The organism is Roseomonas aerilata DSM 19363 (assembly GCF_000711725.1).
In the GTDB taxonomy this organism is placed as follows: domain Bacteria; phylum Pseudomonadota; class Alphaproteobacteria; order Acetobacterales; family Acetobacteraceae; genus Roseomonas; species Roseomonas aerilata.
On record NZ_JONP01000051.1, the window covers coordinates 1 to 21,346 of the forward strand.

Below are 21,346 nucleotides of genomic sequence, written 5' to 3' on the forward strand. Positions count from 1 at the left end.
GATCGCTGCGGCTTCATCATTCAGTCCCTGCTCCAGACCGCATGCATATTCCTGGTTGCAGGACGACTCGCTCAGGAATTCTGAAAACCGCGTCTAAGGCACAAAGCGAGCTTGCCGGGGCCAAACGCACAGATGGTTCTAACCATTGTGTGAGCGACCGTTCCTTGCATTGTCCCAAGTGAATTAACGCAGTTGAGCGGTCTACCACCCGCCGTTTTTCTAATGGATGCACCACCACCCAACGGAGCGGGCAGGCATGACGCCAAACGACTACCCGACCGACATCGAGACCCAGGTTCTCCTACTCGACGTGCTGGCTCGCGCCGCTGCGTCAGGGTGGCAAGCGGGGCGCGACCCTGGAAGCTTTGCCGGTGACTGCCCCTACTCCCGCTCCTTGGCGCCACTAAGGGACGCTTGGCTCGAGGGGTTCAGTGTCGGCCGGGCCTCACGCTGAACTTGCAGTTGTGGCGAGCAGGGCAGACGAGGCCTGGCGTCAGACTTCCTCGTCGATGCGGTTCTGCTCAATCGCTTGAAGAGGCGTCAGGCCAGCGTCGAAATACTTCCGCCACAACTCGGCATCGACGTCGAAGGTCACGACAGCTTCGATCTCGGCAATCCAGGTCTCGAAATCCATGTGGTTGCTCCCGGTGCTTGGCCAAGTGACTGCCGAGACCCGTTACTGGGTCTACGGCAAGAGAGCGGTCCTACGAAGGGGTCGGACCCAGCTGTAGCGCGTGACTATGGCAAACTCTCTTGCTCTGCTCTCCACTCACGACGTTACAGCATTATCGCGCTCGAGGGTGAGAGAGGGGGCGGTTGCCTCACGAGGCGTCCTCCTGGCAGCTGCCGACAGCTGCCAGGAGTGCGGACGCGCTTGGCTCAACTTGCCTAGATCGGGGCAAGAGGCCCGCATAGTGGGTGAGAGCGACTATCGGCCTTCACCACAAGGCCCATGCGCTGGCACCACTCCTTCAGACGTCCGAGCACGCCTTAACCAACTGCTTGCGGAGCCATTGGTTAGCCTGGTCCGAATGATATCGCGGGTGCCAGTAGAGCTGGACGGTGAAGTTTGGCAGCGCGAGGGGCAGCGGCAGCACCTGAAGGCTACGGGTCACTTCCAGCTCCGCCACGATCTCGTGCGGGACGGTCACCAGCATGTCGCCGTTGGCCACGATGATGGCGGCGGCGACGAAGTGGGCGACTCGCATGCCAATCCGCAGGTCCAGCTTGTGCAGCGCCGCCGCCCGGCCGAGCGCGTCGCCATCACTGCCGGGTGGGCCGACGCCGATGTGGGATTCCTCGCGGAATGTCGCGGCCGTGAGGCCACCACGGATGCGCGGGTGGTCGCGGCGGGCGAGGCAGACGTAGCGGTCTGTGAACAGGTGGCGCCGCCGCAGGCCGGGGGCGCGCGGAATGGCGCGCGCGACGGCGAGATCGGCCTCTCCGTTCTCGAGCGCGCGAAGGTAGCCGTCCCGCCGGCGAGCAATGGACTCAATGGTGACCCCCGGCGCGCCCTCGGCGAGGAGGCGGGACAGCCGCGGCAGCACCGCGATCTCGCCGACGTCACTGAGCAGGATGCGGAAGCTCCGGCGGCTGGTGGAGGGATCGAAGGCCAAGCCACCCTGCAGTCCAGCCTGAAAGAGATTGAGCGCCTGCTGGATCGGGCCAGCGAGGCGCTCGGCCTCTGGGGTGGGCTGCATCCCGTCGCGCGTGCGGACAAAGAGCGGATCGCCGCAGAGCGCGCGCAGGCGTCGGAGTGCATTCGACATGGAGGGCTGCGACAGGCCGACCGACTGCCCGGCGGCGGTCACGCTCCGCTCCCGCATCAAGGCGTCGAGCACCAAAAGTAGGTTGAGGTCGAAGGGAGCAGCATGTCTTTTGACCATGCCGCGTATCATCATCATTTGCTTGCGCAATGGAACGCCAGACGGCCAGCTGTCCCCAACACAGATTATGCATTCTGGAGGAACGGCCGTGTCACAGGACCTCTTGCACACCCCGCTCGTGACCGATGAGCAGGTCGCCCGCTATCGAGAGGACGGGGTGGTCCACATCCGCGGGGCTTTCACCGACTGGGTGGAGCGGCTGCGCGGCGCGGCGGAGCGGGCCTTCGACACGCCGGGGGGGGTGACGCGGGACTTCACGCGTGGCGGCAGTGGCCGCTTCCGCTTCGCGAGCCTGCTCTGGGAGACCGACCCGGACGTGCGAGGCTTCGTCTTCGACAGCCCGGCCGGCGCCCTGGTCGGGGCGCTCATGGAGTCCTCCAGGGTCCACTTCTTCAAGGACCAGCTCTTCGTGAAGGAGCCGGGCACCTCCACCCCCACGCCCTGGCACCACGACCTGCCCTACTGGTGCGTGAAGGGGGACCAGGTGTGCTCAGTATGGCTCGCGCTCGACCTGGTGACGGAGGAGAACGGCCGGGTTGAGTACATCCGCGGTTCTCATCGCTGGCCCCAGCTCTACCAACCCGAGGACTTCAGCGGGGAGGGCGGGCGCCGCAATCCGGCCCTGCCGCAGCTGCCAGACATCGAGGCGCACCGCGGCGACTACGACATCGTCTCCTTTGATCTGGAGCCAGGAGACTGCGCCGTCTTCCATGGCCGGATGATCCACGGCGCGCCCGGCAGCCTGAACAGCCTCCGCCGGCGCCGCGGGTTCAGCACGCGATGGCTCGGCGACGACGTGACCTACGATCCGGAACGCCCGGGCGTGTCGCTGCCGCACCGCGACCCGGGCCTCGCTCCCGGTGCCCCGATCGGAGGAAGCGTCTTCCCGGAGGTCTGGCGGCGGGGGTGACCGCGCGACGAAGGCGCGGGCGAAACGGGGAGAGGGGCCAGAAGAGCTCCGGGAGCCAAGAATGAAGCAGATCAAGACATGGGTGCTGGCCTGCGCGGGCATGGTCCTGGCCACCTGCGCCATGGCGCAGGGCTATCCCAACCGACCCGTCCGCCTGATCGTCCCGGCTGGGCCCGGCAGCGTGTCGGACATCCTCGCGAGGTCGCTCGCGCAAGACCTGCCGGCGGTGCTGGGGCAGAGCGTCGTGGTCGAGAACCGAGCCGGCGCATCGGGCTTCATTGGGGCAGAGGCCGGCGCGCGGGCGGCGCCCGACGGCTACACCCTGTTCATGGGTACGGCCGGGATCATGACGATCAACCCGCACCTGCATGCGCGGATGCCCTACGATCCGGTCCGCAGCTTCACGCCAGTCGCGCTCGTGGCCTCCATGCCAAACGTGCTCGTCGTCAGCCCCACGGCACTCCCCGTGCGCACGGTCGCCGAGCTGGTCGCGCATGCGCGGAGCGGCGGCAACCGGCTCAGCTACGGCACCTTCGGCACCGGCTCGACCCCACATCTGACCATGGCGCTGTTCGCCCTGCAGAGAAACCTGGAACTGGAGCAGGTGCCCTATCGCTCAAGCCCGCAGGCGCTGAACGACCTCATGAGCGGCAATCTTTCTATGATGTTCGACACACTCGGCACCGTGCTTCCGCTGGTGAGCGCGGGCACGCTTCGGGCACTGGCCGTCAGTTCCCGCACGCGGTCCACTGCCTTGCCGGAGGTGCCAACCATGGAGGAGTCCGGCTTCCCAGGTTTTGAGGTTATCCCCTGGTATGGCCTCTACGTCCCGGCGGGTACTGATCCCGAAGTGGTGCGGCGGCTGACGGGGGACGTGGTGCAGATGCTTGGCCGGCCGGAGGTGCGGCAGCGGCTGGCCGGTCTAGGGCTGGACGCCGGCACCGTGTCCGGCCCCGCCTTCGGTGAGTTCGAGCGGGCCGAGCGGGATCGCTGGGGAGAGGTCATCCGCGCGGCCAATATCAGGATCGAGTGACGAGCCTGACGGACTGTCACGCCAGCGAGTTGCTCGCAGCGCGCCTGCTCTCCGCTAAGTTGGCGCTTGCTGATCGGTAAGCGGACACAGGCGGCAGACGTCGATGCCTGAGCATGGGTCCATCGGCGATGCTGCGCTTCCTGGCCTATTACCTTGCGCCCGCGACGCTTCCGATTGGGCAGCCGCGGACCCGGCAGCCGATGGCGCTGGTATCGCTGGCCAGTCGCACCCCGGCACCGGTGGCACGGCTCTTCGCCGAGTGCGTCCATGCTGTTGCGCAGGGTACGTCGTCAGGCAGCCTTGAGCCTTGCGGTACAGCCCTCCCCATATACCGCCCCGTGACCCAGGGCGCGCACGCTGTCCTCGTGCTCGACGGCACGGGCTGGCACACCTCACCCAGGCTGCGCCTGCCGGAGAACATCAGCCTCCTGCCGCCGCCCCGCTACGCGCCGGAGTTGAACCTGGTCGAGAACATCTGGGAGTTCCTGCGCAAAAACCTCTGCAGCCAGCGCGTTTGGGACAGCTACGACGCCGTCGTCGATGCTTGCTGCCATGCCTAGTTCGCCCTGAAGAGCACGCCCGAGTAGGTCGCCTCCATCACGCGACGCTCCTGGGCGCAGGAAAGTCTGAGGCGGTTGGTATGAGACCGCGATGTCGTGTTTGAAGCGGCCGGGTGAGCGCCTCTCAGCCCGTGATCCCACGCGTCAGGTCGCCGAAGTTCAGGTTTACGGAGCCATCCCGAATACTTCAACGCTTGATATGCCTAATACTCTCGCCCGTGCCTGATCAAAGCGGGCAAGGGAAACACACACCCTCAGCCTGATTTTTGCAACAGTGGCGATAGCCATCCCTGATCGCAATTTCAATTGACGCCGGTAATCCAGTTAGCCGACGGTGATATCGACAGCAGAATTCCGAACGCCTGAGTGGTGAGCAAACACCGATTTCAGGAGGATGCAGTCACTGTATAAAAGCTCGAGGGAACGACATGACGTGCTACAAATCGTTGAGTACGGCAGCCAGGATGGTTGCCGTATGACCCTCGCTCGACTCAAGGCGAGCCTAAGCGGTGGCCTGCTTGGATTTCCGCTTACTGACTTCAATGCGAACGGAGATCTTAACACTGAAGCCTTCGCGGCGCGTGTCGCCAATATGGTCGGTGGGGGCTGTTCAGCCCTGTTTGTAGCCGCCGGTGCGGGCGAGTTCTTCTCGCTGACCACCTCGGAGTACGCCCGGGTTCTATCGTCAGCCACCGCCTCCCGCAGCGATGCGGTGCCCATCTTCGGTGCCGCGGGACTGGGCACGCGAGAGGCAGTGGCGCATGCGCGGCTCGCCGAGGAGGAGGGGGTGGACGGTCTGCTCCTGCTGCCGCCCTATCTCACCGAGGTGTCGCAGGCAGGGCTCGCCGAGCATATCGCGACGGTGTGCGGGAGCACCGGGCTTGCGGTTGTCGTCTACAGTCGGGCAAACGGGCGGCTCAAGGCGGACACGCTTGCCCGGCTGGCGGAGCGGTGCCCGAACCTGATCGCGCTCAAGGACGGCGTGGGCGACACGGAAGAGCTCTGGGCGATGCGGCTCGCGTTGGGAGATCGGCTCGCCTTCCTTAACGGCATGCCGACCGCCGAGGTTTTTGCGCCCGCCTTCGCCGCGATGGGCGTGCCGACCTATTCATCTGCCATTTACGCCTTCCTGCCCCGCTTCGCGATTCAGTTCTATCAAGCAGTCTAGCGCCGCGATCACGACTTCATCGATGACGCCATGAAGCGCTTCGTGCTGCCCTATGTGCGCTTGCGGGCGCAGCAGCCCGGATATGCCGTCAGCATCGTCAAGGCCGGAGCGACGATCGTCGGACGGTCTGCGGGGCCGGTGCGCTCACCATTGTCTGATCTTACGCGGGATGAGTACGCGCAGCTTGAGGCGATGATTCGCGCCGCGATGAGCCTTGAGGAAACTACCAACTTCTAGCCCGCGATTGGGAACAACAAAGAAAACGAGGAGGCGTATGATGACGACACGGAGAACTCTTCACAGTGTCCTTGGCCTCGGCACTCTTTTGGCCGCGGTGCCCGCGAACGCTCAGGCCAGTGACGAGGCTCTCATCGCCGCGGCGGTCGCTGAATTGCATGACGCGATCCTGGCCGCGGACGCTGGGCGCCTGGGCGCCGTATCGGCGGACACCCTGACCTACGGCCATTCGGCGGGGCGGATCGAGAACAAGGCTCAGTTCATCGACCAGCTCGTGAGCCGCCGCAGCATCTATCGTTCGATCGCCGTCTCCGATCAGAGAATCATCGTGTCGGGTGATGTTGCGACCGTCCGGCACAACTTGGCCGTGGAGACCGAGAATGCCGGGCGGGTCGTACCCTCGAAGCTGGGCGTGCTCCTGGTCTGGCAGAAGCAGCCCGACCGTTGGCGGCTCATCGCTCGTCAGGCGGTTGCGTTGCCGCTCTGAGGGCAGTGCCGCGCGACCCGGGTGAACGCGCTGCGTGAACGCAGCCAGTGGGAGGAAACAATCCATGTCACGGGCCATGATCGCCTCTGGTCTGATGCGCCGGGCGTTGGCTTTTGCGCTTGGGGCTATTCTGACATGCGTCCTGGCGTTCGACGCCCTCGCGCAGCCAACGAGCCGCCGCATGACCATCATCGTTCCTTATGCGACAGGAGGCGGAACCGACGTTATCGCTCGCCTGCTGGCCGACCATATGTCCCGGACCCTGCAGCAGAACATCGTCGTCGAGAATGTCTCGGGTGGGTCCGGTGCGGTTGGGTCGGCGCGCACGGCCCAGTCCGCGCCAGACGGAACGACGGTTCCCATCAACCAGTTGCCGCTTGTGGCAGGCCCCTTCCTTATGGCCGGCCTCGCTTACGACACGCAGACGGCCTTCACCCCGGTCGGGCTGATCAACGCCGGCTACCCGGTTCTGGTCGCGCGGAAGGGCCTGGCGCGGACGCCGGAGGAGGTCGTCGCCTGGCTTCGCAAGAACGGCAATCACGCGAATATCGGCAATGGTGGCTTTGGCGGCAGCGGGCACTTCTGCGAGCTCCTGCTGCTGAAGGCACTCGAGATCAGGCCGACGCTCGTTTCCTACCGTGGCGGTGGACCGGCGCTGAACGACGTGCTGGCAGGGGCGCTGGACCTGGTCTGCGATCAATCGACGGCCCTCGTGCCGCAGATCCAGGCGGGCTCGGTCCAGGGCATACTCGTCGCTGGCCCCAACCGCATCGCGAGCATCCCGGAGGTGCCCGCCGCCGCCGAGCTTGGCCTTCCGCAGGTAAACTTGGCAGTCTGGCACGGCCTGTACGTCCCACGCGCGACGCCGCGGCCGATCATTGATCGGCTGAACGGGGCGCTTCGTGCCGCTTTATCGGATCCGGCGATCGTCGATCGGTTTGCGCAGCTTGGGACCACTGTCTATCCCGAGAGCCAACGCTCCCCCGAGGCGCATGAGGCATTGTTCCGATCCGAATATGAACGCCTCGGGCAGTTGCTGACGTCGATGGGCATTACGCCTCAGACCGTGCAGTGATCAATACAGCTGGAGAACTGAAGTGGATCTCGGAATCGCCGGTCGCCACGCGATCGTTTGCGCCGCGAGCAAAGGTCTTGGCAGGGCCTGTGCCGTCTCCCTTGCACGGGCAGGAGTCAGCCTCACCATCGCTGCCCGCACGAAGGCTGACGTCGAAGCGGTCGCGGGCGAGATCGGCACGGCCCATGGTGTCGCGGTCACTGCTGTGACCGCCGACGTCACCACGCCAGAGGGGCGCACCGCCATCCTGGCGGCGGCGCCGCGTGCGGATATTCTCGTGAACAACGCGGGCGGACCGCCGCGCGGCGACTTCCGGAGCTTCTCCCCGGACCAGTGGATGGCAGCAGTCAATGATAACATGGTTGCGGCAATCGAGATGATCCGTGCTCTGGTCGACGGCATGATCGAGCAGCGGTTCGGCCGCATCGTGAACATCACATCCGGGGCCGTTCGAAGCCCTGTGGCAGATCTCAGCCTATCCACGGCAGCGCGCCTCGGCTTGACCGGCTATACGGCGGGTGTGGCGCGGCAGGTTGCGCGACACAACGTCACCATCAACAACCTGCTTCCCGGACGCTTCGAGACCGATCGGTTCCGCAGCGGTGTAGCCGGCCGCGCGAAGTCCGCCGGCATCAGCTACGAGGAGCAGTTCGAACGGCAGCGCAGCGTGGTGCCCGCGCAGCGCTTTGGCGATCCTGCCGAGTTCGGCGATGCCTGTGCCTATCTTTGCAGCCGGCAAGCGAGCTTCATTGTCGGGCAGAACCTGCTGCTTGATGGGGGGGAGTTCCCCGGTACGTTCTGAGCGCAGCCTCTACCGACCGTGCCGGGCGCCTCCCCCAGGTCGACGAAGAGCGGCGACTCCCCGTCCGAGGCACCGCCCATGATGTCCGACCCTTTGCTCCGGAAGAGGCGCCAGGCCTCGAGGGCGGCGGGCGGGCAGAAGCCTGGCTCCCCTGGGTTGGCCCAGACGGCGACCTCCTGGCCGGCACCGCGCTGGTCGGTCTTGGAGCGGCGCACGAGCACGCCAGCCCCCGGCCGGGGGCTGGCGTGACGTCGCCGAGGGCAGGCCCCGCGAGCTCGCTCCGGCGGAGGGCGGCACCAAAGCCGATCAACAACAGCGCCCGGTCGCGGGCGCCGAGCGGGGTGGCGGGGAAGGAGCTGGTGGCGAGCATCAGCCGGAGCACGTCGGGCCCGGCAGCGGCCGCCTTCTGGCGCGGGCGGGTACCCTTGTCGCGGGCGATGCCCTCGAGAACCATGACGAGGCGCGGGTGGCGGAGGTCCAGCGCACGCCGGCGATGCGGTGGGCCGCCTAAATGGCGGCGAGGTGGACGCGGAGGCTGGCGACGGTAAGGCCGCGATCGGCGCAGCGGACGGCGTACATGGTGAAGGCGCGGCGGGTGCCCTCGCCGCGGGCGCGGGTGGCGTAGACGGCCGCTCGGGCGGAGAGCGCCTGCAGCTCGGCCGCCTGGTCGGGGCTGCCCTGAACCCGGAGGTCACCCAGCAGGCGCGTGTGCAGCAGGAGGGTCTCGGCCGCTACAGGCGCGATAGGCGGTAGTGAGGGCATCCGGGTCAGGGCAGGGGGCGCGTCGTTGGGCATGGGCGGGTGTGGCGCGCCCCTTCCGTCCGCAAAACCTGATTAACGGACGGAATGCCCCAGTCCGTCGCGGGGCGCGCCGCCGGCTTCTCAAGAAGCACGAAAACCCGAGCAAAACCGGGCTTTTCTTCTTAGTTACGCACGATAACCCTCTATTATCGTGCGTAAGGGGTAGGAGGGGGCGGTTGCCACGGTACCATGTTCACTGGCGCCACCTTGGTGAAGCAAAGAGTGGTGCACATGGCAGCCGGCGCGCTCCCAGCCGAGACGCTTGCCGTACTGGTAGGACCGGTGAGGGAGGTGGTGTCGCAGGCGTCCGGTTACCCGAGGTAGGCGCTGTCGGAGAACACCAGGCGCGCCTCGCCGAAGGACATGATGTCCGGTTTCCGAGGTAGGAGCGGCGTCATCCCACCGAAGTAGGTGCGGTGCAGCCATGCCGCAGCTTGGCCTGCCCCAGGAGCTCGAGCGGCCGCGTCCCGCAGCCCCCCTGGCCAGCGACCCGGAATGGGGGAACCATTCGGCATGACCCGCGCTGACCTTTCCCGCGCCGCCGACGAGGCGCGCTCCATCTCCACCGCCTGGGAAGCGGAAGGCGGGCCGGGCGGCGCCCTGGTTCTCTTTGACGCCACTGGGCCGCGCGAGGCAGCGTTCGGCGGACTGGCCAGCCTAGAGCACGGCCTGCCCTTCACCGCCGCGACGCCGACGCGCTGGGCCTCCATTAGCAAGCAGTTCTGCGCCGTGACGGCCCTGCTGGCCGGTTTGCGGCTGGAGGATCGCTTGGCTGAGCTCGTCCCAGGCCTGCCGCCCGCGATCGGCGCTGTCCCACTATCGCGCGCGCTGGATATGACCGGCGCCATTCCCGACCTGATGGAAACGCTCTGGCTGCTGGGGCTGCCCTTCACCACAGGCCTGTCGGAGACCGAGCTGCTCGATCTGTGCCGCCGCCTGCCCGGCACAGGCGGCGCGCCGGGCGTGGAGATGGCCTATTCCAACACGGGCTGGCGGCTGGTCGCCGCCGCCTTCGCTGCCCGCGACGGTGAGACCTACGGCCAGGCGCTCCGCCGTCTGCTGCTCGCTCCCCTGGGCCTGCACGCCGTCGCCTTCCCCGAGGACGAGGCAACCGTCCTGCCAGGCCTCGCCACCCCCTACTGGCGTGATGGCGAAGCTTGGTGCCGCGGTCGCTATGGGCTGCACTTCTCCCCGTCCGGCGGCCTCGTGGGCACGGCGGAGGACCTGGCCCGCTGGGGCGCCGCTCTCCTGGCCGGGCGCGGGCCGGCCGCTGGCATGCTGGACCGGCTCGGTGCCCCGCGCCATACTCTGGAAGGGGAGGGGAGCTTCTATCGCCTCGGCCTTTCCACCCAGAAGCTGGGGGCGCTGGAGCTGATTGGCCACGGCGGCTCCCTGCCGGGCGTGAAGACGCACCTCCTGATGGCGCCCTCCATCGGGCTCGGCGTGGCCCTGGTGTCAAACCGGGAGGACACGGACCCGCTCTGGCTTGCCATGCGCGTGCTGGCTGCTGCTTCGGGCGAGCCCCTGCCGCAGCCCGCCGCCCTGCCGCCCGGCCTCTATGCCGAGGAGGATGGAGAGGCCTGGGCGGAGGTAGAGGGCGGGCTGATCACCTTCATGGGCGTGACCGACCGGCTCTTCGCGGGTGGGGAGGGTGTCCGCACCCTGCCGGCCTATCTCGAGGCTCAGCTGCGAGCCCGGACGGATGGCAACCTTGAGGGTCGCGTAGGCGGCGTGTGGCGGCACTTGCGCCGGGTGGGGGAGGGAACACCCCCCGATCCCGCCCTGGCTGGCACTTGGCGGAACGAGGCGTTCGGCGCGACGCTGACCGTGGCGCGGGACGGCACCGCCATCCTCCCCGGCACCCACCCCCGCGAGACCTGCGCACTGCAAGCGCTTCCTGGCGCCCGTGCCATCGCCTCGCGTCGCCACGGTCCCTGGAACCTCCGCCCGCTGCTCTGGCTGCAGCCCGACGGCACGCTGCGCCTCCTCGCCCACCGCTCCCGTGTCCTGGTCTTCCGCCGCGACTGAGCGCGTGCTGACCTGTGTCGGAACACAGGGAACACAGCTATGCTTCTGCGCCGCCTCCTGCTCGCCTGCACCGGCCTGGCCGCTCTGGCTGCACCCGCAGCGGCCCAGCCCGCGCTACAGCGCGTGCTGCGCGTCGCGCCCCATGCGGACCTGCGGACGCTGGACCCGGTGGTCGCATCGATCACCATCACCCGCATCCACGGGCTGATGGTCTACGAAGCCCTGTTCGCCTGGGATTCCAAGCTCACGCCGCACCCGCAAATGGCAGACCGCCACGAGGTCTCAGCGGATGGGCTCACCCACACGATCAGCCTGCGGGACGGGCTGCGCTTCCATGACGGTCGCCCGGTGAACGCGCGTGACGTGGTCGCCTCGCTGAACCGCTGGATGGCGCGGGACACGATCGGCGGCAAGCTGCGCGAATACCTTGCCTCGCTGGACGTGGTGGACGACCGCACCATCGCGCTAAAGCTCACGAAGCCGCTGGGCATGGTGCCCTTTGCCCTCGGCTCGGCCGTCGGCGCCATTCCCGTGATCATGCGCGAGGAGGATGCGCGCACCGACCCCTACACCCCCATCACCACGGCGATGGGCTCCGGTCCTTTCCGCTTCAACCGCGGCGAGTGGCGGCCGGGCGCACGGGTCGTCTATGACCGCAATCCGGATTACGTCCCGCGCGGCGAGCCGGCGGACGGGTTGGCCGGCGGTCGCCAGGTGAAGGTGGATCGGGTGGAGTGGCAGATTATGCCGGACCCACAGACCGCCGCGGCCGCGCTGCAGACCGGCGAGATCGACATCTGGGAGCAGCCGTCGCAGGACCTCCTGCCCCTGCTCTCGCGCGGCCGCGACATCCGGGTGGAGCGCTACACCAGCCTCTCCAGCCAGGTGATGCTGCGGCCCAACCACCTGCACCCGCCCTTTAACGATCCACGCGCGCGCCTCGCCCTCGCCTATGCCACCGACCAGTCCGACTTCCTCGCCGCCGGCTTTGGCGACGAGCGCTTCTGGCGGCGCTGCAATGCTTATTTTGTCTGCGGGACCGTGAACGGCACTGAGGCGGGGACGGAGGGCTATGTCACGCCGAACCTCGATACGGCACGCCGCCTGCTATCCGAGAGCGGCTATCGCGGTGAGCCGCTCGTCCTCACCACCTCCTACGACATCGCGCCCATCGGCCGCATGGCGGAGGTAGCGGCGGAGCGGCTGAAGAGGGCCGGCTTCAACATCGACCTGCAGGTCGCCGACTGGGGCACGGTCACCACGCGTCAGCAGAACCGCAATCCGCCCTCGCAGGGAGGCTACAACCTTTTCGTCACCTACTCCTCCGGCGCCACCATGCAGTCGCCGCTGACCAACATCGGCACCAACATGGGCTGCGAGCGTGCCTGGGCCGGCTGGCCCTGTGATGCGGAGGCCGAGCGGCTGCGCAATGCGGTAGTGGAGGCGGCGAACGAACCGGCGCGCTTGACTGCGGTCGAGGCTCTTCATCGGCGTCTTTCGGGGGTGCAGCCTTACCGGGTGCTCGGCCAGTTCGATCAACCCTATGCCCGGCGCACCAGCATCTCCGGCGTGCTCGATGCACCAGTGATGCTTTATTGGAACATCGAGAAGCGCTGATGAAGGCGAGCACCGGCTTGCACCAGACCGATGAGGCATTTGGCTGTTGCGGACGTTGAACTCCGGAGGTGCTGGAATCCACAGGTTGGCAACCTATTTTCGGCAGACGGGTGAACGGAAGGAACGGTCCGATGGTAGGCAGGACAGGTCGGCGTGAACTCCTGAGCGTCGGCGTGCTCTCGGCGCTCGCGGCAGCCGCAAACTTCACCACCGCGGCGGCGCATCATGGTTGGTCGTGGGCGGAGGACGAGCAGCAGGAGCTGCGCGGTACCATTCGCGAGGTCTATGTCGGCCAGCCCCATCCCACGCTGCGCGTCGAGGTTCCTGGTGAAGGCCTGTGGCTGGTGGAGCTTGGAAATCCCAGCCAGACGGCACGGGCCGGGTTCGACGCAAACTCAGCCAGGGCCGGCGACATGGTCCTGGCGATCGGTAACCGCGCTCGTGATCGGGGAGAGCGCCGCATGAAGGCCGTGCGTCTTCAGGTTCGCGAACGAACTTACGACATCTACCCAGAACGTATCCGGAGCTGAGCCTCACCCTGCAGGCATTTCTTCAAGGTCTGGCCACTTGGCCGATCGGCGTTGCCCTCTCGCGCTCCGCCATCGCCTACCCGCTGATTAACGCCGCCCACATCATCGCCCTTGCTCTGCTCTTTGGCGCTATCGCGGTCCTGGATATGCGGCTTCTTGGCCTGTTCCGTGACATCCCGCTGGCAGCTATCGCGAGGCCCGCGGTGCGGGTTGCCGCCTGCGGGCTTACCCTAGCTGCAGCCACAGGCTTCCTCCTTTTCAGTACCCGCCCGTTTGCTTATGCCGAGAACCCGGCCTTTCTTCTCAAGCTCGGTTTAATTGGGCTGAGCCTGGTAAACGTCGCCGCTCTCCATGCAAATCCCCGCTGGCGCGTCGCTCTCTCAGGCGGCCCGATGCACGGGTCGTTGCGCGTGGCCGCGGCGACATCCCTTCTTGTCTGGGGAGGGGTGATCCTTGCGGGCCGCTGGATCGGCTTTCTCCAGTAGGATTGATCCAAAGTTGAGGCGCTCAGCGGTGCGCCAACCCGCAAGAAGCCAGGCAACGCAGGTTCACGGCCGAATACGGCCCACGATCACCAGCATGTCTCCCTCCTTGCGCAAGACCACACCCTCGCCTGATGCGGGTACGATCCCGGTCAGAGCGGTGATGTTGACCTGATGCGTGCTAACGAACAGCGCGCCGGGTCCGGACCACGCGCGCAGAATGGCCTGGGCTGCCGCTGTCTGTGCGGGTCCGGCGCGGCTGTCGGCAAAGAAGGAGTTGAAGGCAGGCTCCAGCACAACACGGCCCGGGAAGGCGATTTCGGCCGTCTCCCGGGTACGGCACCATGCCGATGCAAGCACGGAACCAACGTCCACCCCTGCCGCGCGAATGGCCTCACCGATGCGTCGGGCCTGTGCACGGCCGGCGTCGTCGAGATTGCGCTGGGTGGCGCAATCGTCGAGGCGCATGCCGGGCGGATCGCCACCACCGGGCGCGGTGGCATGCCGCAAGAGCAGGATGCCACCGCAGCGGAGGGCCTGCCACGCCGCATCCTTGGCTGCGGACACGGGTTCCGACAGGCCACTGAGCATGGCGACGAGGAGCGAGCGTCGCGGGCGGGTCATTCGACCCCTGATGTGGGCGCGACAGCCCGGCCAGAAAGGCACGATGATCCACCTCGCGCCGAACACCGGAGCCGCGTGACGGGGCACATCACGGTGTTGCACGGTTCGCGGGCGCCTTGTCAGGTTGGCGTGTCCGGAGGGGCGTGGCAGCCTGCACCGCATGAACTCGCCTAATCCGTACCGAGGCTTCCGCTATCCAGTCGAGGTCTTCCAGTATGCAGTGTGGTTGTACCACTGCTTCAGCCTCAGCCTGCGTGACGTCAAGCTGATCCTTGCTGCATGCAGTATCGTGGTCAACTACGAAAGCATCCGCGAGTGGGGCCTGCGCTTTGGCCGGCTGTCGCGAACGATCTGAAACGATGTCGGTCACGGCCGGGCGACAAATGGTTTGTGGACGAGGTGTTCACCCGCATCCGCGGCAAGTTGCACTACCTCTGGCGTGTGGTGGATCAGGAGGGCAATGTGCTCGACATCCTGGTTCAGAGCCGACGCCACGAGCGATCCGCTCGACCTTGGGCAGGCGGGTCACCCATCGTATCACCGTCTTCAAGAACAACAGGCTTGAGCCGGATCACCGGGGCGTCAAAGGCCGCATCCGATGTGTGCGCGGGTTCAGGAGCTTCACCTCGGCAGAGCGCTTCTGTCCCAGCCACGATGAACTTCGCAACCACCTCCGCCCTCGTGTCCGTCACAATCAGCATGTTCCCGCCAGCCGCCATCGGGTGCTTCATCTGCGTCGCGCGGAAAGCGCCCTCGCCATTCTCGCGACAGGATAGAGTGCCAGCGTTAAACGACGACCGACAGCAACTCTGGCTCGCGCTCTGACAGAACCGGCCGCACCGAGTTCCGAATGACCTTGGCCGGGAAGCGGTAGCTGCGGTAGGTGGCGTGCTCTGGCGACTTCCGACCAACTTCACCCAGCCGCTTCGTTTCGGTCATACATCAACAACGTCGCAATGCCTCCTCGGCCCACCATGCTTGCAAGCCGATCCGGCAACGCACCCCCCTTCGAACAGCTACTGCAACTCAGTCTTGAGAATATTTTCGCGAGCCACTTGACCCCTAAAGAACCTTCAGTGCTGGTTGCGGCAAAGAGCGCTACGCCCACACCTTACGGCAATTTAGAAAGATGGATCGACCTATGACCTTTAGTAACTCTCCTATCATTGATGTTTTGATTCCTGTTTATAATAGTGCGGCTACTCTCGCCGAGTCGATCGAGTCTATTCAGAAGCAAACCGTGTCGAATATTCGCATTCTTGTGGTGGATGACGGATCAACAGACAATAGCCAGGCCATTATAGAGTCAATAGCTGCGCAAGATCCAAGAGTAGAATACATCCGGAAACCTTTTAATAGCGGTATCGTTGACGCCTTGAATTTAGGAATGGAACGTTGCCAAGCGCCTTACGTCGCGCGGCATGATGCGGACGATCTGGCATACGCCAATCGTTTTCAGGTCCAGTTAGATTATCTTTCAAGCCATCCTGAATGTTTGGCAGTTGGTGCGGTCGCGCGCCATATAGATGCAGATGGTAGGCCTCTTGGTGGATACTCGACACTGCCACCTCCAGAGCTTGCCGATCCCAAATGGATCCCTTCACGCGAGCCTTATCTGATGCATCCTTTTCTCATGATGAGAGGGGATGCTTTGAAGGCAGTCGGCGGCTACCGATACGCATTTCACTCCGAAGATACCGATCTTTACTGGCGGTTACAAGAGCTCGGAAGGTTGTACAATATACCTGAACTTCTTGGTGAATACAGAATTCATGCCGGAAGCATCACAAGCAAATCTATGAGAAACGCTCGCGTTGGGGCGATAAATTCCCAGCTTGCGGCTATTTCGGCAGTTCGTCGCCGAACAGGCCAGACCGACTTGGATTTTCCTCGTGAACGCGTCGCAGAATGTGAGGTTGCCGGAACTATCGAAGGTATGCTCCAGATTGTTGCCAAGGATCTTGCGAAAAGTGAATATGAGTACCTCAGGATTGCCGTAGCAGCAAAACTCGCAGAGAGTGCTGGATATCGCTTGCATCACCTGGATTTGGAGGACTGCGATTTCATTCGAACGACGCTATCAGGCAAATTACATGCAATGAGTTTGGAAAACGCTGGAGAAATCAAGGAACGACTGATTGTTGTTGGAACGAAGATGTTTTATCGGCGACGGTTCAAAGAGCTCAGGAAGCTCCTTCCCCCCAAGATCTTTGCTGCCACCATCCAACGAGTAGTAAAGTTTTCACTTCAAGCTAGGTACCGGCGACTGATAACAAAGATGCGTTTACAGGCCGCCAGATCTTGAATGGTGAGTGCGCTCTTAATCGGTATGAGCAAGTTGATGAGCAAAGATCAGAGTGACCGAGCCGGCGCAATCTGGCAGGCATTGGCGTTTGATATGAGGGAAAGTCGTGCCGGGACAGGCTGGCCGGCCACCGCAGATCTCGCCGCCTGCCCTGAGTACGTGGAATGATGATTTTGGTTGCGGGTCGAGGCGTTGCCGAGCGCTGAAGTGGCCAGGATCAATAATAAAGCAGGGCGACATTTTGATGATATGCGGAGAGACATCATCACATGGTTCAGCAGAACGTTTTAAAGTTGCTCTCTCTTAATCAGGTTACTGGCCGCGAATACATTCCGCGCCAGCCCGAATCTTTCTCCATTCCTAGGATTATCCATCAAACCTACAGATCCTGGGATGCTCTGCCTCAGAATATCAGAGACAGTATCGAGGAGTTACGCGCGCGCAACGCAGGTTGGGAGTACCGCTTCTACGATGACGCCGATGTTGCTCACTTTATTCGTGATGCATATGGGGCAGCCGTCCTCGCTCGCTTTGAACGTATCGATCCCCGGTACGGTGCAGCCCGGGCTGACCTGTTCCGCTACCTACTGGCTTATCGGGTGGGTGGGGTTTACTTAGACATCAAAAGCACAGCGCACCTCCCGTTAGACGAGATTCTACAGCCAAATGACCGTTTAGTGTTGGCGCAGTGGCCACAGGGGGGGCGCTTCAAAGGCGCAGGCATCCACGACTGGGATCTTGCTGGTAAGATTCAAGGTGGGGAAATTCAGCAGTGGCACATTATCTGCGCACCGGGTCACCCTTACATATACGCAGTCATACAGGCCGTAATGCGGAACATTGATTGTTATATCCCGCACATGCACGGTGGCGGACGCAATGCAGTATTGCGACTAACCGGACCTATTGCTTACACACTGGCTATGTTGCCATTAATGCCAAGTAACCTGCATCGGTTAGTTGCAGGGCATGATGATCTTGGTCTGGACTATTCAGTGTATCGGGAGAACAGCGATCATAAAACCTTGTTCGCGACGCATTATGCAGATCTTACATATCCGATTGTTCGCGCTTCCGGCTTCCGCCGCCTCCTATCGGAAATTTACAGAATTTTTGACGCGCTTCGCCGCTTAACTAATGCCAAAAATCGGATTTAGGCATCTGTGTGGCCTTGAAGCTCCTGTAACGGTCAAGGGGTCGCTGTAGCTGCCTGAAGTGGAGCGGTCGGGCGGCAGAGATAGCCGAAGATCTCGCGTGCCACATAGCGCTTCAGGCAGCGGATGATTTCCGACTTACTCTTCCCCTGGGCGGTGCGCCGCCGGACATAGGCGCGGGTGGGCTGATGAGCCCGCATGCGGACGATGACCACGCGGCAGAGGGCAGCGTTGGCCTGCCGGTTGCCGCCGCGGTTGCGGCGGTGCCGGGTGGTTTTACCGCTGGAGGCCGGGACGGGACAGGCGCCGCACAGCTTGGCCAGGGCCGCTTCGGAGTGGATGCGCTCGGGGTTGTCGCCGACGAGGATGAGCATCTCGGCCGCAGTGCCCGTGCTCATGCCGTGGGCCTGCATTAACTTCGGTGCGAGGCTCTGGGGCAGCCTTCCGAGGCCGGCATCATGGTCCCTGACTTCGGCGTCGAGAGCCAGCCAGCGGCGAGCGACGGCACGCAGACTGGTCTTGGCAGAGGCTGTGGTCGAGCTGAGAGGGCCTGGACGCAGGGCGGCGAGATGCCGGAGCAGCGTCATCTTGCCGCGCAGGCGTTCAAGGTGCTCGCGCAGTGCCGAGGGCGCGCTGACGATGATGGCCTTGAGCGCCCGCATGGCCTAGCTCCGCGCCTTGACCACAGCGTCGCGGGCGACCTTGGAGATGGCGGATCATCTCGACCGTACTCGTCCCGGACTTCGGCAATGCCCTGCGCCAACAGCTCATCCCAGAGCCACATCCCATCTCAGAAGGCATCACTCGGCAGCAGCGGCTCGATCACCGCCCAGAGGTCATCCGGAACCAGGGGCTTCGCCATGCCCCCCAAAACGCTCAACAGCCGGTTTCGTTAGGTGCTCTAAATGAGCGTTTGACCTACTGCATGTGGGGACAAGAGAGGACGGCCGAGATCTTTGGCTGGCGAGCGCATTTCGATGTTCATCCGGGCGAGGTGCTGATGGCCGGCGCATCCTCTATCTGAGGAGATAGCTGAGCGGACACTGCAACCTGACCATGCCGATGAGCTAGGTCCTGTTAGCGCCTGAATCCATCGCGTGACGTTGGCGTTCTTCGCACTTTGTAGAGGGTGTGATGGCACTGACGGACGAGCAATGGGCGGTGGTGGAGCCGCTGATCGAGGTTTGCCGCCCGCAGGCAAAGGTGCCGCCGCAACACCTGCGCCGGACCATCGGCGCGATCCTCTGGCGGCACGACAACGGAGCGAAGTGGCGGGCGCTGCCCAAGGCGGAGGGGCCGTGGTGGATGGCGGCCCAGACCGTCTGACGCAGTGCGTCAGACCCGCTGGGCGCGCCTCGGCGTATGGGAGCGCCTGCTCGGCCTCGCGCAGGAGCGCGGCGTCGGGCTCGGCATGACCTTCCTCGACGGCACCTCCGTGCGGGCGCACGCCAAAGCGGCTGGGGCGACCAAAAAGGGGTTTCTGCGAAGGAGCGGGACGAGCGTGAGGCGCTTGGGCGCTCTCGTGGCGGCTTCGGGACCAAGGCCTGCGTGATCACCGACAGCGCGGGGCGCGCAGTTGCCTTCGCCCTCGCACCGGGTCAGGCCCACGAACTGCCGTACGCCGCACCGCTGCTGGCCCGGCTGCCGGGCGTGCCGCTGTGGGTCGTGGCTGACCGCGGCTATTCCAGCCATGCCTTCCGCGAGCACATCTGGAACCTCGGCGCGCGGCCCGCCATCCCACCGAAGCGCAACGAGGCCCCCGTCACCTGCCCAAACTGGGTCTACAACAACCGCAACCGCGTCGAGCGCCTCTGGGGACGGCTGAAGGAATGGCGCGCCGTCGCGACCCGTTACGAGAAAACCGCCGTGTCCTTCCTCGGCGTTCTTCACCTTGCTACCGCGATAGACTGGCTCAAGCGCTAACAGAACCTAATTTCCGTTCGAGCATCGCTAGGGTGTGACGTGCCAAATGACTACGGAGCACGCCATCGGAGAAGCGGCGCGAGGCGGCGACCGCGAAATCCTCAATTGGTGTGAATAGCCATGCGACGAGCAAGCTGATGGTGACTGCCATTGGCACGATCATTGCGGCGATAGAGACCATCCCTATTTCCCACTTTTCCAGCAAAACGACAGCCGCACTCATTGGGCCACAAAGCACTAGACTGTGTGTGAGGTAGAGAGGAAACGATATATGTCCGAGCCACTGCGAGAAACGTCTATTCAGCAACGCGCGTGCTGCAGGACTGCATAGTGGAACTAGGACAATGGCTGTCGCCGCGATGAGGCCCGGCAAGCCAGGGTGACCGCGATAAACAACAGACCCTGAAATACCTAAAGCCAGCGCGAACAGGCCAACGAGATTGCCACGTCCACCAGCGAACGCGCGCGCGAGCACGCCCGAAGCCAGCAACTCCGACAGCAGTAGTCCGGCAACAAAGCAGGCGAGCAACGGTGCCGTTAGCAGGCAGGCTGCAGCAATGATCAGAAGAAGCGGGAAGCGGATGTGGTGCCAGATCCGGCCAAGAGCCATAGACAAGGCCAAGAGGCCGAAGACGAGCATGGATCCAGCCATCTCGTACCGCATGGTCCAAAGAAACACGCCGTAATTTGGCGAGGTGTTGTAGTCAGCATAGACGTGGAAGGTCGCGAAGCTGAGCGCCGCCGTGAGACTGGGTGGGTGCCAGTAAAACCGTCCCAGCCAGTCCGCTCGACCGAGCACCTGCGCGGCCGGGTCACTGTACAACAGCCCTGACGACATCATCGCCCAGGTGAGGAGCGAGGTCACAAGAATGGGGATGGTCAGTCTCGGATACCGGCGGAGCGCGAGTGCGGCGATCGATCCCAGTTGTCTACGCCTGACGAAGGCAATCGACAGTGCAATTCCGGACAGTACGAAGAAAACACTGACTGCGAGATGCCCGTCATTGAGCGGTCCGGGCAGGTGGGAGCGCAGAACTGGCAATTGCGCTCCGAACATCTCCCAGGTGAAATGAAATATCACTACGACCAGTGCTGCCCAACCGCGTAGGCCGTCGAGCTCGCGAAGCCTGTGATGAGTTCGCAACTCACTGGCGGCTTCCGCTGCATGGTTCATCGAAACACTTCGTCCCCGCAGTAAACCTGCTTGTGGCGAGTAGCGCGCTTCGCCGCGGCGCCAAGCCATCCCTCAACTAAACCGGTTTTTGGGCGGCGTAAATTTTGCAGCCAATCGTCTCGGCTTGGGATAATTACAATTTGTAAATGTTCAGAGTTTGCTTTTGCTGCTTTCGTCTTCAAGCTGAGGCGTAGGCTAGGGTCAGGACGGCATTGGCAAGTTGTTTGAGAGGAAGGCGAGATCTGTCGCGTGATCGAGCGCGCTGCAGGATCATGACGCCGTCTGGACGCAGGTTTCCTGCTGCCAAATCCGGACGGCCTTGTTCCGGGCGCGCCGGTACTCGCCAGCCGTCATCAGGTGCCGACGTGGACGAAAGTGGCCGTAGATCACGCCGTGCGCCGAGAGGAACCGCTGGGCCTGCTCAGCCGACTTGAAGCGCTGCATCTGCCGCTCTCGCCGTCGGGTGGGTCGGTGCGAGTTCTCCGCCCGGTTGTTCAGGTAGCGGCTGCTTCGATGCCGGACCTCGGGTAGGAGTTCGCGCTGGGCCACG

At 64.2% G+C, this 21,346-nt stretch carries 21 protein-coding genes and 4 pseudogenes; 18 read left to right on the forward strand and 7 right to left on the reverse strand.

What is annotated here, in order from left to right; genetic code table 11:
- Positions 1-493: 493 nt before the first annotated feature.
- Both BO39_RS33095 and BO39_RS25995 read right to left on the reverse strand, forming a co-directional pair.
- Positions 494-634, reverse strand: coding sequence for a hypothetical protein (locus BO39_RS33095; protein WP_156963938.1), 141 nt, complete (start codon positions 632-634; stop codon positions 494-496).
- A 337-nt stretch (positions 635-971) separates the two neighbouring features.
- Positions 972-1,886: a LysR family transcriptional regulator gene (locus BO39_RS25995; RefSeq protein WP_043839252.1), complete on the reverse strand. Its 915-nt coding sequence runs from the start codon at positions 1,884-1,886 to the stop codon at positions 972-974.
- Between the two features lie 88 nt (positions 1,887-1,974).
- Between BO39_RS25995 and BO39_RS26000 the strand changes: the two genes are divergently transcribed.
- The 8 genes and pseudogenes from BO39_RS26000 to BO39_RS26030 all read left to right on the forward strand — a co-directional run bounded on the left by BO39_RS26000 (position 1,975) and on the right by BO39_RS26030 (position 8,158).
- Positions 1,975-2,796: a phytanoyl-CoA dioxygenase family protein gene (locus tag BO39_RS26000; RefSeq protein ID WP_169742847.1), complete on the forward strand. Its 822-nt coding sequence runs from the start codon at positions 1,975-1,977 to the stop codon at positions 2,794-2,796.
- A gap of 61 nt (positions 2,797-2,857) precedes the next feature.
- Positions 2,858-3,829 (forward strand): Bug family tripartite tricarboxylate transporter substrate binding protein, encoded by a 972-nt coding sequence (locus BO39_RS26005; RefSeq protein ID WP_043839254.1) that lies wholly within the window; start codon positions 2,858-2,860, stop codon positions 3,827-3,829.
- A gap of 338 nt (positions 3,830-4,167) precedes the next feature.
- A pseudogene (locus tag BO39_RS35425) lies at positions 4,168-4,386 on the forward strand (transposase); the annotation flags it as partial.
- Between the two features lie 478 nt (positions 4,387-4,864).
- A complete protein-coding gene (locus tag BO39_RS26015) occupies positions 4,865-5,557 on the forward strand; it encodes a 5-dehydro-4-deoxyglucarate dehydratase (RefSeq protein WP_245615420.1) in 693 nt (230 codons plus the stop codon).
- A 30-nt stretch (positions 5,558-5,587) separates the two neighbouring features.
- A complete protein-coding gene (locus BO39_RS34655) occupies positions 5,588-5,794 on the forward strand; it encodes a beta/alpha barrel domain-containing protein (RefSeq protein WP_245615421.1) in 207 nt (68 codons plus the stop codon).
- A gap of 37 nt (positions 5,795-5,831) precedes the next feature.
- The gene (locus BO39_RS26020) at positions 5,832-6,281 is read left to right on the forward strand and encodes a nuclear transport factor 2 family protein (RefSeq protein ID WP_043839256.1); all 450 of its coding nucleotides are present in this window, start codon (positions 5,832-5,834) and stop codon (positions 6,279-6,281) included.
- 64 nt (positions 6,282-6,345) lie between these two features.
- A complete protein-coding gene (locus BO39_RS26025; RefSeq protein WP_084698534.1) occupies positions 6,346-7,356 on the forward strand; it encodes a Bug family tripartite tricarboxylate transporter substrate binding protein in 1,011 nt (336 codons plus the stop codon).
- A 22-nt stretch (positions 7,357-7,378) separates the two neighbouring features.
- Positions 7,379-8,158, forward strand: coding sequence for an SDR family NAD(P)-dependent oxidoreductase (locus tag BO39_RS26030; RefSeq protein WP_043839258.1), 780 nt, complete (start codon positions 7,379-7,381; stop codon positions 8,156-8,158).
- Positions 8,159-8,665: 507 nt separating this feature from the next.
- On the opposite strand, the gene BO39_RS26035 is transcribed toward BO39_RS26030, so the two are convergent.
- Positions 8,666-8,953, reverse strand: a complete 288-nt coding sequence (locus BO39_RS26035; RefSeq protein ID WP_043839260.1) for a hypothetical protein — start codon at positions 8,951-8,953, stop codon at positions 8,666-8,668.
- 519 nt (positions 8,954-9,472) lie between these two features.
- Between BO39_RS26035 and BO39_RS26040 the strand changes: the two genes are divergently transcribed.
- The 4 genes from BO39_RS26040 (at position 9,473) to BO39_RS35180 (ending at position 13,619) form a co-directional block, all read left to right on the forward strand.
- Positions 9,473-10,987 carry a serine hydrolase domain-containing protein gene (locus BO39_RS26040; protein ID WP_043839262.1) on the forward strand — a complete coding sequence of 505 codons (1,515 nt, stop codon included), beginning with the start codon at positions 9,473-9,475 and terminating at the stop codon, positions 10,985-10,987.
- Positions 10,988-11,026: 39 nt separating this feature from the next.
- A complete protein-coding gene (locus BO39_RS26045; protein ID WP_043839264.1) occupies positions 11,027-12,604 on the forward strand; it encodes an ABC transporter substrate-binding protein in 1,578 nt (525 codons plus the stop codon).
- 131 nt (positions 12,605-12,735) lie between these two features.
- Positions 12,736-13,134 carry a DUF6152 family protein gene (locus tag BO39_RS26050; protein WP_043839266.1) on the forward strand — a complete coding sequence of 133 codons (399 nt, stop codon included), beginning with the start codon at positions 12,736-12,738 and terminating at the stop codon, positions 13,132-13,134.
- A gap of 101 nt (positions 13,135-13,235) precedes the next feature.
- Positions 13,236-13,619, forward strand: coding sequence for a DUF6644 family protein (locus BO39_RS35180; protein ID WP_342666343.1), 384 nt, complete (start codon positions 13,236-13,238; stop codon positions 13,617-13,619).
- A gap of 63 nt (positions 13,620-13,682) precedes the next feature.
- On the opposite strand, the gene BO39_RS26055 is transcribed toward BO39_RS35180, so the two are convergent.
- Positions 13,683-14,240 carry a histidine phosphatase family protein gene (locus BO39_RS26055; RefSeq protein ID WP_052402763.1) on the reverse strand — a complete coding sequence of 186 codons (558 nt, stop codon included), beginning with the start codon at positions 14,238-14,240 and terminating at the stop codon, positions 13,683-13,685.
- A 160-nt stretch (positions 14,241-14,400) separates the two neighbouring features.
- On the opposite strand from BO39_RS26055, the gene BO39_RS33795 reads away from it, so the two are divergent.
- The 5 genes and pseudogenes from BO39_RS33795 to BO39_RS33100 all read left to right on the forward strand — a co-directional run bounded on the left by BO39_RS33795 (position 14,401) and on the right by BO39_RS33100 (position 17,702).
- The gene (locus tag BO39_RS33795) at positions 14,401-14,595 is read left to right on the forward strand and encodes an IS6 family transposase (protein ID WP_043839269.1); all 195 of its coding nucleotides are present in this window, start codon (positions 14,401-14,403) and stop codon (positions 14,593-14,595) included.
- Positions 14,520-14,738 (forward strand): annotated as a pseudogene (locus tag BO39_RS35430) (DDE-type integrase/transposase/recombinase); the annotation flags it as partial. The gene BO39_RS33795 and the pseudogene BO39_RS35430, both read left to right, overlap by 76 nt.
- Positions 14,739-14,752: 14 nt before the next feature.
- Positions 14,753-15,016 carry a DDE-type integrase/transposase/recombinase gene (locus tag BO39_RS35435; RefSeq protein ID WP_408735186.1) on the forward strand — a complete coding sequence of 88 codons (264 nt, stop codon included), beginning with the start codon at positions 14,753-14,755 and terminating at the stop codon, positions 15,014-15,016.
- Between the two features lie 365 nt (positions 15,017-15,381).
- Positions 15,382-16,545 (forward strand): glycosyltransferase family 2 protein, encoded by a 1,164-nt coding sequence (locus BO39_RS31740; protein ID WP_169742850.1) that lies wholly within the window; start codon positions 15,382-15,384, stop codon positions 16,543-16,545.
- 269 nt (positions 16,546-16,814) lie between these two features.
- A complete protein-coding gene (locus BO39_RS33100) occupies positions 16,815-17,702 on the forward strand; it encodes a glycosyltransferase family 32 protein (protein ID WP_156963939.1) in 888 nt (295 codons plus the stop codon).
- A 32-nt stretch (positions 17,703-17,734) separates the two neighbouring features.
- On the opposite strand, the gene BO39_RS26065 is transcribed toward BO39_RS33100, so the two are convergent.
- The gene (locus BO39_RS26065; protein ID WP_052402765.1) at positions 17,735-18,361 is read right to left on the reverse strand and encodes a transposase; all 627 of its coding nucleotides are present in this window, start codon (positions 18,359-18,361) and stop codon (positions 17,735-17,737) included.
- 472 nt (positions 18,362-18,833) lie between these two features.
- On the opposite strand from BO39_RS26065, the pseudogene BO39_RS31745 reads away from it, so the two are divergent.
- A pseudogene (locus tag BO39_RS31745) lies at positions 18,834-19,622 on the forward strand (IS5 family transposase).
- On the opposite strand, the gene BO39_RS31750 reads toward BO39_RS31745, so the two are convergent.
- Together BO39_RS31750 and BO39_RS34660 are read right to left on the reverse strand one after the other, a co-directional pair.
- Complete coding sequence (locus tag BO39_RS31750) at positions 19,612-20,796, reverse strand: acyltransferase family protein (protein WP_169742851.1); 1,185 nt, start codon at positions 20,794-20,796, stop codon at positions 19,612-19,614. The pseudogene BO39_RS31745 and the gene BO39_RS31750 overlap by 11 nt on opposite strands.
- A 392-nt stretch (positions 20,797-21,188) precedes the next feature.
- A pseudogene (locus tag BO39_RS34660) lies at positions 21,189-21,346 on the reverse strand (DDE-type integrase/transposase/recombinase); the annotation flags it as partial.

Excerpts from the sequence above, each read along its gene's own strand:
- BO39_RS33095 (WP_156963938.1), bottom strand. The coding sequence starts at position 634 with ATGGATTTCGAGACCTGGATTGCCGAGATCGAAGCTGTCGTGACCTTC.
- BO39_RS25995 (WP_043839252.1), bottom strand. The coding sequence starts at position 1,886 with ATGGTCAAAAGACATGCTGCTCCCTTCGACCTCAACCTACTTTTGGTG.
- BO39_RS26005 (WP_043839254.1), top strand. The coding sequence starts at position 2,858 with ATGAAGCAGATCAAGACATGGGTGCTGGCCTGCGCGGGCATGGTCCTG.
- BO39_RS26015 (WP_245615420.1), top strand. The coding sequence starts at position 4,865 with ATGACCCTCGCTCGACTCAAGGCGAGCCTAAGCGGTGGCCTGCTTGGA.
- BO39_RS34655 (WP_245615421.1), top strand. The coding sequence starts at position 5,588 with ATGAAGCGCTTCGTGCTGCCCTATGTGCGCTTGCGGGCGCAGCAGCCC.
- BO39_RS26020 (WP_043839256.1), top strand. The coding sequence starts at position 5,832 with ATGATGACGACACGGAGAACTCTTCACAGTGTCCTTGGCCTCGGCACT.
- BO39_RS26025 (WP_084698534.1), top strand. The coding sequence starts at position 6,346 with ATGTCACGGGCCATGATCGCCTCTGGTCTGATGCGCCGGGCGTTGGCT.
- BO39_RS26035 (WP_043839260.1), bottom strand. The coding sequence starts at position 8,953 with ATGCCCAACGACGCGCCCCCTGCCCTGACCCGGATGCCCTCACTACCG.
- BO39_RS26040 (WP_043839262.1), top strand. The coding sequence starts at position 9,473 with ATGACCCGCGCTGACCTTTCCCGCGCCGCCGACGAGGCGCGCTCCATC.
- BO39_RS26045 (WP_043839264.1), top strand. The coding sequence starts at position 11,027 with ATGCTTCTGCGCCGCCTCCTGCTCGCCTGCACCGGCCTGGCCGCTCTG.
- BO39_RS26050 (WP_043839266.1), top strand. The coding sequence starts at position 12,736 with ATGGTAGGCAGGACAGGTCGGCGTGAACTCCTGAGCGTCGGCGTGCTC.
- BO39_RS26055 (WP_052402763.1), bottom strand. The coding sequence starts at position 14,240 with ATGACCCGCCCGCGACGCTCGCTCCTCGTCGCCATGCTCAGTGGCCTG.
- BO39_RS33795 (WP_043839269.1), top strand. The coding sequence starts at position 14,401 with ATGAACTCGCCTAATCCGTACCGAGGCTTCCGCTATCCAGTCGAGGTC.
- BO39_RS31740 (WP_169742850.1), top strand. The coding sequence starts at position 15,382 with ATGACCTTTAGTAACTCTCCTATCATTGATGTTTTGATTCCTGTTTAT.
- BO39_RS33100 (WP_156963939.1), top strand. The coding sequence starts at position 16,815 with ATGGTTCAGCAGAACGTTTTAAAGTTGCTCTCTCTTAATCAGGTTACT.
- BO39_RS26065 (WP_052402765.1), bottom strand. The coding sequence starts at position 18,361 with ATGCGGGCGCTCAAGGCCATCATCGTCAGCGCGCCCTCGGCACTGCGC.
- BO39_RS31750 (WP_169742851.1), bottom strand. The coding sequence starts at position 20,796 with ATGAACCATGCAGCGGAAGCCGCCAGTGAGTTGCGAACTCATCACAGG.